Raw genomic sequence first — 11,378 nt, 5'->3', positions numbered from 1 at the left:
CTTGAACCAGATCGGCCACCACCGGCGTGACCAGCACCAGAGCGCCCCCGGCAGGATTCGAACCTGCGACCTCGGGAGTACGAGATGACCGCCCAGACCCTGGTAACACTCGCGCAGCAGCAACCGGTCGCGCCCGGCACAGGCGGCCTGCGCCAGTGGATCCTCGACAACCTGGTACCGCTCCTCTTGCTGACCGTGGCCCTGCTGTTGCTGTGGCTCGGCGGCGGCAAGGGCGACAACGCCGGGGTCATGCGCCGTCTCGGCGGTGTCATCATCGCGTTGGCGATCATCGGACTGGCGGTGACCACGAACGCCGGGGCGAACATCGGCCAGTGGATCGCCGGCCTGTTCACCGGCGGGTGACCCTTGCGGGTACGGACTGACGACGAGGTCTACCGGGTCGACGCCGTCTGGCTCGGGCCGCCCAAAGCCACCTTCCCGTGGCGTGCGCGCTACGTCGCCTGGGGCGTCGGAATCGTGGTGTTCCTGCTGGTCACCGCCGTGCAGCGGCAGATCGGCTTCGGTTTCGACTTCATCAACACCGGCTGGGGCTTCGTGATCACGATCGCGTTGACCCGGTTCATCACCGCCCGGATCAGCCACGAACGCCCGCTGTCGTCGGTGATGACGATGTGGGTGCGTGAGCTGACCGCGCCCCGGGAGAAGACCTCCGGCCAGGGCGGCGCGGCCAGCGCGGCCCGCATCCGCGTCAACCCGCAGCGGCCCCGGAGGCGTCCCAGGAAGACCAAGGGGGCGAAGCGCAGCACGGCGACCGCCACCCCGACCCCGCACCGCAGGCAGTCAGACCGCCGTAAGAAGGAGGTTCGCGGTGTTCGGACGCCGGCGTGACCGCAACCGACGCGTCGCCCCGCACGTCGCCCAGCACGCGGCGGCGGGTCGGGACGACCGCAAGGTCTACAGCAAGCGCGGTCGCCGCCTGCCCGGTGAGCAGGCCGTGCCGAGCTACACCCCGTCGATCGCCGCGCGCAGCATCGACGGCCACCTGCTGCGCACCGGGCAGGAGGTCTACGCCTGGTACAAGCTCGCGCCGCAGCGCTGGTCGTTCCGCTCCGACTCGCAGCGCCAGGACCTGATCGCCGCCATCGCGGGCCAGTACGCCGAACTCCAGGGCCGCTGGATGCACCTGCGGGTGACGACCCGGCCGTACCCGATCCGCATGTGGGCCGAGGCGCACGTGCACAACGCGGTGCGCCGGCTGCCGGACACCCCGGGCACGCTATCCTTCGACGACTACATGGTCGGCGAGCAGCAGCAGCTCATGGGCCGCTCGATGGCGGAGAAAGAGGTCTACCTGGGCGTCCAGGTGCAGACCCGCAACATGATGGACCGCGCGGTCGAACGCGCCGCGCCCGTGCTGCGCAAGGTCTTCCCCGACGCGGTGGACGCCGAGCTGGTCGCGATCGAGTCCGAGATCGACCACCTGGACCAGGTCATCGGGTCCGCCGGGCTCGAAGGTCGGCCGGTGACGGCCGAGGAGATGTCCTGGCTGATGCACCGGTCGTGCTCGCTGGGCCTGCCCGCGCCGCGCAACCTGCCCGCCGTGCCGGGCGCGCCGTGGGAGCCGGAGGACCTGGCCTCGTTCACCGACGCCGCGGACTTCCACCAGGACCCGTACGCGCCGACCGTCACCGTGCGGGGGCGGACCGGCTCGAACGCGGGCATCAAGCGGCACGTCGCCGTGCTCACCGTCGGGCTCATGCACGGCTTGCAGATCCCCGAGGTCGACGACCCGTGGGTGCAGCGGTCCGACCGGCTGCCCGCGGCGGTCGAGTGGTCGGCGCGGATCTACGTGCGGCGGCCGGAGGAGGTGTCCGGCGAACTCCAGCGGCAGATGTCCAAGGTCCGCTCGCAGGTCCGGCACTACACCGACGAGCACGAGCTGGAGCCGCCGCAGTCGTTGGCGCGGCAGGCGTCGCGGGTGCTGGAGATCGACGACGAGATGACGTCGGGCTTCACCGCCCTGGGCACGCGGGTGCGCTCCTGGTGGCGGCTGGCCGTGTCCGGGCCGACCGAGCGGGAAGCCCTCCGGCTCGCCCAGGCCCTGCTGGACCTCTACAAGCCGAAGGTCGCCATCGAGCACCCCGAGGCGCAGTACGCGATCGCGCGGGAGTTCATCCCGGGTGAGCCGCTGTCGTCCTCGGCGTACCTGCGGCGCGGGTCGGTGTTGTGGGCGGCCTCGTCCGTGCCCACCGCGACCGCGGAGGTCGGTGACCGGCGCGGCATCCTGCTCGGCGAGACCGTGACCGCGACCCGGCGCCCGGTGGCGTGGGACCCGTGGATGGCGCAGGAGTTGCGCGACTCGTCCGGTCTGACCGCGATGGTCGCGGGGCTGGGCGCGGGCAAGTCGTTCCTGGGCGGCGGCATCGTCTACAAGACGCTGCGGGCCGGTGCGCACTGGACGCTGCTGGACCCGTCGGGTCCGCTGGCCGCCTTGTGCGAGCTGCCCGAGCTGCGGCCCTACGCGCGGCCGATCAACCTGCTCAACGCCCAGCCCGGCATCCTCAACCCCTACCGGGTGGTGGCGGAGCCGCACCTGGAGCACTTCATGGACGAGGAGGACCCGGAACGGGCGTGGCGGCGCGAACGCGCGCTGGCCGCGGCCACCCGGCGTCGCCTCGTGCTGGACGTGCTGAGCGGCTTGCTGCCGTTCGAGGTGGCGCGGCTGCCGCAGACCCGGATCGTGCTGCTGCGCGCGGTCCGCACGGTCGGAGGCCGGCCCGACGCGCACCCCGGCATGGTGTTCGAGGCGCTGCGACGGGACGCGTCCGAGCACCACGAGCACGCCGTGGTCGTGGCGGACTTCCTGGACGAGATGCGGGAGCGCATGTCGCTGCTCATCCCGGAGCAGGACGCCGACCCGTACAACGAGCAGCGCGACGACCGGTTGACCGTGCTGACGATGGCAGGCCTGAACCTGCCGAAGGACGGCGTGGGTCGCGAGCACTGGACCGACGCCGAGGCGCTCGGCGTCGAGATGCTCAACCTGGCCGCGTGGCTGACGCAGCGGTCGATCTACGAACGCCCGAAGGACCTCCGCAAGGGCGTGTGGATCGACGAGGCGTTCTTCCTGTCCGAGGTCCCGACGGGCCGCGTGCTGATGAACCGCTTCGCCCGCGACTCCCGCAAGTGGAACGTGCGCGTGCTGCTGTCGTCGCAGATCCCGGCGGACTTCCTGAAGATCCAGGGTTTCGTGACCCTGCTCGACTCGGTCTTCGTGGGCCGCTTGGACGACGACCAGGCTCAGGCGGACGCGTTGCGCCTGCTCAAGGTCCCGGTCGGGGCCGGCTACGAGCAGGTCGTGGCGTCCCTGGGCCGCCGCCCCGGCGGCGCCCGCACGGCCACCGAACGCGACCGTGCGCCCCGGCAGTTCATCTTCGGCGACGGCGCGGGCGGCGTGGAACGCATCCGCATCGACTTCTCCGGCCCGCACCTGGAACACCTGCGCAACGCCCTGGACACCACCCCGGACGCCCTGCGCGAGGGCAACGAGCCCGCGGAGATCGAACTGTCGTCCCCACCGCAGGACCCCTTCGCCTACGCGGAGGACCTGCCCGACGACTACGACGACGAACTGGCCGCCGACCTCGAAGTGGGCTTGGTCGACGACCTGGTCGACTCGACGCACGGTGAGGGAGGAACCCGCCGTCAGGGTCGGGAAGGTGCCGCATGAGCACCCTCCTCCTGGTGGCGACCATCGCCGCCGCGCTCTACGCGCGGCGGCGCTTCAGACGCGCCCCGGTGACCGCGCCGTCCCACCCCCGCCGCCGGCGCTGGGTGTCGATGGCCGCGGTCACGGCGATCTTGAGCCTCCAGGTCGTCTTCGGGGCCCCCGCCGCGCACGCCGCGCCCTGCGGTGAGGCCCCGTCGCCGGAACGCCCGGGTTCGGGCATGGTCGGCGCGATCGACCCGCCGATCGGCAACGGCGTGAAGGACTCCCCGTACCTGGTGTACGGGTACGCGGGCATGGTCTGGCACACCTACCAGGAGAAGTGCGTCCTGCCCAACGCCACGCCCGTGCTGGACACGTGGATGGGCAACCAGCTGTTCAACGCCGGCAAGAACATCGTCGGCGCGACCAACGCGCTGCACTACACCGTCGTCGGCCAGGGTCTGCTCCAGCCGTTGGACGACGCCGTGAAGGCGGGCGTGCAGAAGGTCTACGACAACGTCTACCTGCGCTGGTTCGGCCTGGTGGCGCTGATCCTGGCGATCCTGATGTTCCGCCAGATCTGGAACGGCGACCTGGCCAGCATCAGCAAACGCGGCCTGTGGGCGCTGGCCGCGATGTGGCTCGCGACCTCGACCCTGGCCCTGCCGCAGTTCTACGACCTGCTCGACAGCACGCTGGTCACCAAGACCTCCGAGATCCAGGCCGGTTTCGTCGACGTCGAGGAGAACAAGGACAACCTCGACGTGCTGCCGTCGAGGCTGCACGACTCGGTGGTCTACCAGAGCTGGCTGCGCGGCGAGTTCGGCTCGCCCGAGGCGCCGCAGGCGACGGAGTACGGCCCCAAGCTGCTGGCCGTCCAGGCCTGGACGGTGCAGGAGATCGGCGAGCACAAGGACGGCGACCAGAACGCCCTCAACGCCAAGCGCACCGAGTACAAGAACATCTACGCGCAGCTCGGCCCGGCCCAGGGCTACTTCAGCGGTGAGGCCGGCGGCCGGACGGGCGCGGGTTTCCTGGCCCTGCTGCAAGCCGTCGCGTTCTCGCTGTTCCAGCTGTTCGCCAAGGCCGCGGTCCTGCTCGCCCAGTTGCTGCTGCGGGTGCTGACGCTGGCCGGGCCGCTGATCGGCCTGGTCGCCCTGGTCCACCACGACCTGCTGCGCAAGGTCGGCCGCGCCGCCGCCGTGACCGTGTTCAACGTGCTGGTCCTGGCCGTGCTGGCGGGCACGCACGCGCTGCTGCTCCAGGCGATCTTCAACGCCACGGGCCTGTCGCTGCTCACCCGGACGCTGCTCGGCCTGATGTTGACCCTGGTCTGCTTCATGGTCGGCAAACCCATGCGGCGCATGTGGCAGATGGTCGAGATGTCCGCCGGTTCGGCGTCCAACGCGCTGCCCATGCGCGGTGGGTTGTTGTCGATGTTGCGGCGGAAGAAGGAGACCGGGCCGTCGCCGCAGGAGGAGTTCTGGGACACCGTGCGGGACAGCGATCCCGATGCCGACGTGCCGCAGCGGGCGCGTGGGCGGGTTCGGCCCGAGGCGGCCAATCCTGTCGTGGCCACCGCTCAGCGGCTCGACCGTGGTGGGGTGGCGGGCGAGGTGGGGAGTTCGGCCGGGGTGAACGGTGGGGGTGCCTTGGCCGGCAACGGGTTCGGGCCGGCGGCGTTGCCTTCCGGGCGGTCTCGGGTGGTGGACGTGGCGCCGGTGGCCGATCGGAACTGGGATCGGTTGGACGACGCCGTGCTGGTGCCCTCGCGGGTGCAGCCGGGGTTCTCGCGGCTCTCGGACAGCACGGTCGTGCCGGGGCCGCGGCGGGCGGAGACGGAGGTCGTGGCGGGGCGGCAGGTCCACGTGATCTACCGGCCGTCGCGCGGGCTTGAGGTCAGGGACAGCTGATGCCGATCAGGACCAACCGGGGACGCGCGGCGGTCTACCGCCGCCTGTGGGGGTGGCCGCTGAAGTCGCCCACCCACCTGGTCGCGACGATCGTCGGCGTGATCGCGGTCGTGGCGACGGTGAGCATCGTGGTGGACAAGGCGTTGGGGGAGAAGAAGACCGGCGCCGGTGGGGTCGTCGTGACGACCACCGCCCGGCCGCAGTCCAGTGGTGGCAACCAGATCGGTGTGCTGCCCAGCGCCGGCACCACCTCGCCGCTGCCGACGAAAGCGCCCAGCCCCACCAACTCGGCCCCGTCGGCCCCGGTCAGCGCGGACGCCCAACTGGTCGCCGAGAGCTGGATCGACGCCTGGCTGAACCACCCGCCCGGCATCACCAACGCCAAGTGGTTGCAGGGCATGGAGAGGTGGACGTCCAAGGAGCTGCTGCCCACGCTCCAGTCCGTCGACCCGCAGAACGTGCCCAAGGAGCTCAAGAGCGAGGTCAAGGCGAAGAACGCGACCACCGATTCGGTCGATTTCGAAGCCGACCTGGAAACCGGCAAGCTCGTGGTGACCGTGGCGAAGCTGCCCGAGGGCTGGCGCGTGCACAAGTACAGCAGGGTGGGCTGAGATGCTGAAGTTCGCGCTGGTGGCCGTCGCGGTGGTCGCCGTGATCGCCGTGGCCGTGACCAACGGCGTCTCGACCGTCATCAACGGCACCCAACCCGCCGAGGGCGCCACCGCCCAGTACCGCTCCGTCGGCTGCAACGCGTCCATCGGCCCGTGGGAGGGCGGCGGCGCGGACAAGGGCCGCAACGACGCGAGCCGCCTCAACGACGAGCAGCGCGAGACCGTCCGGATGATCATCGACATCGGTCGGGAGCGCAACCTGCCGCCGCTGGCCTGGCAGATCGCCATCCAGGCGGGCATGACCGAGTCGGGCCTGCGCAGCCTGAACTACGGCGACCGCGACTCCCTGGGCATCTTCCAGATGCGCCCGTCGATGGGCTGGGGCTCGCCCGCCCAGGTCACCGATCCGGACTACGCGATCCGGAAGTTCTACGACGTCCTGGAGAAGGTCCCGGACTGGGAGAACCGCCGCCCCGGCGACTCGGCGCAGGCCGTGGAGCGCTCGGCGTTCCCCGACCGCTACCACAACTGGGAGGCGATGGCGGCCTTCCTGATCGGCGAGGCCGGCGTCTCCGACCCGGCCGGCTGCGGCGAGGCCGTGGGCAACTTCCTGCTCGCCTCCGGTGCCGCCGCGACCGCCATCGAGTTCACCAAGCAGCAGCTGGGCGAGCCGTACCTGTGGGGCGGCAACGGCCCCGACCAGTGGGACTGCTCGGGCATCCTGGTCAAGGCCTTCGCGGCGGCGGGCGTGAAGATCCCCCGCGTGGCCAACGACCAGTACATGTCCGGCGGCGCGCACCTGCCGGTCCGCGAGGCCAAGGCGGGCGACCTCATCTTCTGGGCGACCAACCCCGCCAACCCGGTCACCGTGCACCACGTGGCCATGTACCTGGGCAACGACGAGTACATCCACGCCCCCCAGACCGGGGACGTGGTGAAGATCAGCAAGCTCAACTGGGACTACTACGAGCTGATGCCACTGGCCGTCCGGCCGGGCGTGTGATCGTGTGAGGGAGGCACCACCGATGTTCACCCCCGACCCCATCCAGCGCCACGCCGGTCCGCCCGCGTCGAGCACACCACTGCGCGACTACCTGAACTCGCAACCGCCGGGCGTGGACGCGGGCTACGCGGTCCTGCCCCGGAACCTGGTCGAGGCCATGCCCCTGGCGTGGCAGCAGCAGCTGACGCACCTGCTGGCCGAGTTCCACCGCTCGGTGGCGCACCTGGGCTGGCCGGTCTACCGGGTGGTCCCGTCGCGGCGGGAACGCCTGGTCGACCTGGACGAGGACCAGCTGGCCGAGGTGGGGGCGATCATGGAGATCGACTCGGACGGCGACGTGGTGTACCGCGACCGGACGGGCAAGCGGATCGACGACCCGGAGAACCAGACGGTGCTGGTCTCGGTCCTGGACCCGATCCCGGCCAACCTCGCCAACGCCACCCAGAACACCCCGCCCAGGGGCTTCCCGGCGCCGCAGTTCCCGCAGCCGCCGAGGCAGCAGCCCTACCCGCACTCGGGACCGCTGCCGGTGCAGACACCCCCTCAGCGCTGACACGGCCGGGCTGTTCTGGGCGGGCGCGGGTGGCCGGTCCGGACGGGCGCGGCGCGCGGGCCGGACGGGCGCGGCGCGCGGGCCGGTCGGGACGCGTCGGGCGCGGGTCGGCGCGGTGGTAGGTCGGCGCGGTGGTAGGTCAGGGTGCGGCGAGTGGTCGATGCGGCCCAAGGCCGGCCGGTGGTCTCGCCATCGGCTCGGCCTCCGGCCCCCGGCACCATTGTCCCACCGGGTACCGACAAAAACGGGCGGGTGCGCCACTCCTCCGCAGGACATGACATGCGCGCGCACGCATGTCAGCCTTGACGCATGGGTGATCCGAATGCCTGGTACTACTGCCTGACCCATCAGAAGGCCGAGAAGGGCGTCGGCTGCCGGGGCGGCGACCGCATGGGGCCCTACCCCGACGAGGCCACCGCCACCCGCGCGCTCGAACTGGCCCGGCAGCGGACCGAGGCCGAAGACGAGAAAGACCGCAAGTGGAAGGGGAAGTGAGCGGAGCGACTGGAGGGACTCGTGCGGGTTAAGGTGCACCCGTGGCCTCCTTGGTGATCCGCACCGGTAGGGCGGACCTGGACTTCAGCGGTATCCGGGCCGAGTTCGGGCTGCCCGGCGAGTTCCCGGCCGCCGTGCTCGCGGAGGCCGAGCAGGCGTTGTCCCGCGAGCCCGGAGCACGGGAGGACGCCACCGGCCTGCCGTTCGTCACGATCGACCCGCCGGGCGCGAAGGACCTCGACCAGGCCGTCTTCCTGGAACGCCGACCCAACGGCTTCCGCGTCCACTACGCGATCGCCGACCTGGGCCTGGTCGTCGTCCCCGGCGGCGCGCTGGACGCGGAGGTCCGCCGGCGCGGCCAGACGCTCTACCTGCCGGACGGCAACGTGCCGCTGCACCCGACGGTCCTGTCCGAGGGCGCGGCGAGCCTCCTGCCGGGCCAGACCCGCCCGGCCGTCCTGTGGACGTTCGACTGCGACCGCAGCGGCGAGCCCACCGACGTCCGGGTCCGCCGCGCGATGATCCGCTCGACCGCCCAACTCGACTACGAGTCCGTCCAGCGCTCGTTCGACGCCAAGAACCCGCACCCGTCCATCGAGGCCTTGGCCGACTTCGGCCGCCTGCGCCGGGAACGGGCCGCCGAGCGAGGGGCGGTGGAACTCCAGCTGCCCGAGCAGGAGATCGTCCCGAACGGCGACGGCGACTGGAAGCTCGTCGTCCGCCCCCGCGTGGACGTCGACTCGTGGAACGCCGAGATCTCCCTGCTCACCGGCATGTCTGCCGCCAAGATCATGTTGGAGGGTCGGATCGGCGTCCTGCGCACCCTCCCCGACGCCGACGACGGCGCGGTGGACGTCCTGAAGCGCTCGGCGCACGCCCTGGGCGTCCCGTGGCCCGAGGGCGCGACCCCGGCGAGGTTCCTGGCGAGCCTCGACCCGAGCCGACCCGAGTCGTTGGCCCTGTTCGTGGACGCCACGAGACTGCTCAGGGGCGCCGGCTACACCGCGTTCGACGGCGAGATCCCGCCGGTCATCACGCACGCGGGCGTGGCGGCCCCGTACACCCACGTCACCGCACCGCTGCGCCGCCTGGTGGACCGGTTCGCGGCCGAGGTGTGCCTGGCGATCACGGCGGGCGAGCCGGTCCCGGACTGGCTGCGCCAAGCGCTCCCGCTGCTCCCGGGCCTGATGGGCGGCAGCGACACCCTGGCGAGCAAGGTCGACCGCGCGTGCCTGGACCAGGTCGAGGCCTGGGTGCTGGTCGACCGCGTGGGCCAGGAGTTCGAGGCCGTGGTGCTGCGGGCGGAGAACTCCGGCGCGGACGTGTTCGTCGCGCACCCGCCGGTCATGGGCCGGTGCACCGGCGAGGACCTGCCGGAAGGCGAGCGGATCAAGGTGCGCCTGACCGAGGCCGACCCGGACCGCCGCAAGGTGGCCTTCACGCGGGTCGACGACTGATGCTCCCCGTCGACGACCTGGGCGAACCGGTCCCGCTGCCAGGGCCGCCGCGCCGCGTGGTCAGCCTCGTCCCCTCCCTCACCGAGGCGGTGGACCCGAGCGTCCTCGTCGGCGCCACCGACTACTGCACGCACCCGGAGGACCTGGAGGTCGACCGGGTGGGCGGCTCGAAGTACCCGCACGTCGACCAGGTCATCGGCCTCGCGCCCGACCTCGTCCTGGCCAACAGCGAGGAGAACCGCCCCCAGGACGTGGAACGCCTGCGCGCCAACGGCATCCCCGTCTGGGTGATGGCCGCGCCCGCGTCGGTCCCCGCCGCCCTGGGGTCGCTGCGCCGCCTGTTCGGCACCGCGTGGGACGTCGAGCCGGAGTGGCTGGTCAAGGCCGAGAACCTGTGGCGGCACGTCGAGGAGCCCCGGGCTCGCGCGATCATCCCGGTGTGGCGCAAGCCGTGGGTCGTCGTCGGCCGGGACACCTTCGCGGGCGATGTCCTGCGCCGCCTGGGCGTGCTCAACGCCTACGCCGACCACGCCGAGCGCTACCCGCGCCCGACCCTGGAGGAACTCCAGGCCACGGAGGTGGACCTGGTCGTGCTCCCGGACGAGCCCTACCTGTTCACCCCGGACGACGGCCCGCAGTTCTTCCCCGGCACCCGCGCGGTGCACGTCTCGGGCCGCTTCCTGACCTGGTACGGCCCGGCGCTCGTCGAGGCGCGGCACGCCCTCGAAAGGGCGCTCAGCGGAACCGGTCGGTAGCCGCCACCAGCGCTTTCAGGATCCCGGGCTCGTCGTAGGCGTGCCCGGCGTCGGGCACCATGACCAGCTCGGACCCGGGCCAGGCCCGGTGCAGCTCCCACGCCGTCACCGCGGGCGTGGCCACGTCGTAGCGCCCCTGCACGATGACCCCGGGGATCCCGACCAGCTTCCCGGCGTCGCGCAGCAACTGCCCCTCGGCCAACCAGCCCCGGTTCACGAAGTAGTGGTTCTCGATCCGGGCGAACGCCAACGCGTACCGGGGCCGCGCGAACGCCGCCACCAGCTCGGGCCGCTCGACCAGCGTGACCGTCGAGGCCTCCCACACGCTCCACGCCACGGCCGCCGCCTCGGCCACCACCGGGTCCGGGTCGTGCAGCAGTCGGGCGTACGTGGAGATCACGTCCCCGTCCGGCGCCAGCTCGACGACCCGCGACCACCGCTCGGGGAACAGGAACCCGGCCCCGCCGCCGTAGTACCAGTCCAGCTCGCGCCGCCGCAGCGTGAAGACCCCGCGCAGCACCAGCTCGGTCACCCGGTCGGGGTGGGTCTGCGCGTACGCCAGGGCCAGTGTGCTGCCCCACGACCCGCCGAACACCTGCCACCGGTCGATCCCGAGGTGCTCGCGCACGACCTCCAGGTCCGCCACCAGGTGCCAGGTGGTGTTCGCCGACAGGTCCGCACCGGGGTCACCGGCGTGCGGCAGCGACCGACCGCACCCGCGCTGGTCGATCAGCACGATCCGGTACGCAGACGGGTCGAACAGCCTCCGGTGCGCCGGCGCGCTGCCCCCGCCCGGCCCGCCGTGCAGGAACACCACGGGCTTGCCGTAGGGGTTGCCGCAGACCTCCCAGTACACGCGGTGCCCGTCGCCGACGTCGAGCAGGCCCTGGTCGTAGGGCTCGATCTCGGGGTACATGACCC

Annotated in this window: 11 protein-coding genes; 10 read left to right on the top strand and 1 reads right to left on the bottom strand. The window is 71.9% G+C overall.

Going from position 1 to position 11,378, the window contains the following annotated elements:
• Window positions 1–84: 84 nt before the first annotated feature.
• The 10 genes from WBN91_RS27530 (at window position 85) to WBN91_RS27485 (ending at window position 10,457) form a co-directional block, all read left to right on the top strand.
• Window positions 85–363: a hypothetical protein gene (locus tag WBN91_RS27530; protein WP_337727298.1), complete on the top strand. Its 279-nt coding sequence runs from the start codon at window positions 85–87 to the stop codon at window positions 361–363.
• A 3-nt stretch (window positions 364–366) separates the two neighbouring features.
• The gene (locus WBN91_RS27525; RefSeq protein WP_337727299.1) at window positions 367–849 is read left to right on the top strand and encodes a hypothetical protein; all 483 of its coding nucleotides are present in this window, start codon (window positions 367–369) and stop codon (window positions 847–849) included.
• On the top strand, window positions 830–3,691 hold the full coding sequence (locus WBN91_RS27520; protein WP_443217810.1) for an ATP-binding protein: 2,862 nt from the start codon (window positions 830–832) through the stop codon (window positions 3,689–3,691). Before WBN91_RS27525 ends, WBN91_RS27520 begins: the two co-directional genes overlap by 20 nt.
• The gene (locus WBN91_RS27515) at window positions 3,688–5,583 is read left to right on the top strand and encodes a hypothetical protein (RefSeq protein ID WP_337727300.1); all 1,896 of its coding nucleotides are present in this window, start codon (window positions 3,688–3,690) and stop codon (window positions 5,581–5,583) included. The genes WBN91_RS27520 and WBN91_RS27515 overlap by 4 nt, the downstream gene beginning before the upstream one ends.
• On the top strand, window positions 5,583–6,194 hold the full coding sequence (locus tag WBN91_RS27510) for a hypothetical protein (protein ID WP_337727301.1): 612 nt from the start codon (window positions 5,583–5,585) through the stop codon (window positions 6,192–6,194). Before WBN91_RS27515 ends, WBN91_RS27510 begins: the two co-directional genes overlap by 1 nt.
• A 1-nt stretch (window position 6,195) precedes the next feature.
• Window positions 6,196–7,197 carry a C40 family peptidase gene (locus tag WBN91_RS27505; RefSeq protein WP_337727302.1) on the top strand — a complete coding sequence of 334 codons (1,002 nt, stop codon included), beginning with the start codon at window positions 6,196–6,198 and terminating at the stop codon, window positions 7,195–7,197.
• Window positions 7,198–7,219: 22 nt separating this feature from the next.
• Window positions 7,220–7,750 (top strand): hypothetical protein, encoded by a 531-nt coding sequence (locus WBN91_RS27500; RefSeq protein WP_337727303.1) that lies wholly within the window; start codon window positions 7,220–7,222, stop codon window positions 7,748–7,750.
• 309 nt (window positions 7,751–8,059) lie between these two features.
• The gene (locus tag WBN91_RS27495; protein ID WP_337727304.1) at window positions 8,060–8,245 is read left to right on the top strand and encodes a hypothetical protein; all 186 of its coding nucleotides are present in this window, start codon (window positions 8,060–8,062) and stop codon (window positions 8,243–8,245) included.
• Between the two features lie 41 nt (window positions 8,246–8,286).
• A complete protein-coding gene (locus WBN91_RS27490) occupies window positions 8,287–9,702 on the top strand; it encodes an RNB domain-containing ribonuclease (protein ID WP_443217809.1) in 1,416 nt (471 codons plus the stop codon).
• Window positions 9,702–10,457, top strand: a complete 756-nt coding sequence (locus tag WBN91_RS27485) for a helical backbone metal receptor (protein ID WP_337727305.1) — start codon at window positions 9,702–9,704, stop codon at window positions 10,455–10,457. Before WBN91_RS27490 ends, WBN91_RS27485 begins: the two co-directional genes overlap by 1 nt.
• Here the strand turns inward: WBN91_RS27485 and pip are convergent.
• Window positions 10,438–11,373 (bottom strand): prolyl aminopeptidase, encoded by a 936-nt coding sequence (gene pip, locus WBN91_RS27480; RefSeq protein ID WP_337727306.1) that lies wholly within the window; start codon window positions 11,371–11,373, stop codon window positions 10,438–10,440. The genes WBN91_RS27485 and pip overlap by 20 nt on opposite strands.
• Window positions 11,374–11,378 lie beyond the last annotated feature (5 nt).

The organism is Saccharothrix sp. CCNWYY140, from assembly GCF_037401995.1.
Lineage (GTDB): Bacteria > Actinomycetota > Actinomycetes > Mycobacteriales > Pseudonocardiaceae > Actinosynnema.
The sequence above is the reverse complement of the archived record's forward strand: the minus strand, read 5'-3'. Positions and strand labels throughout refer to the sequence as shown.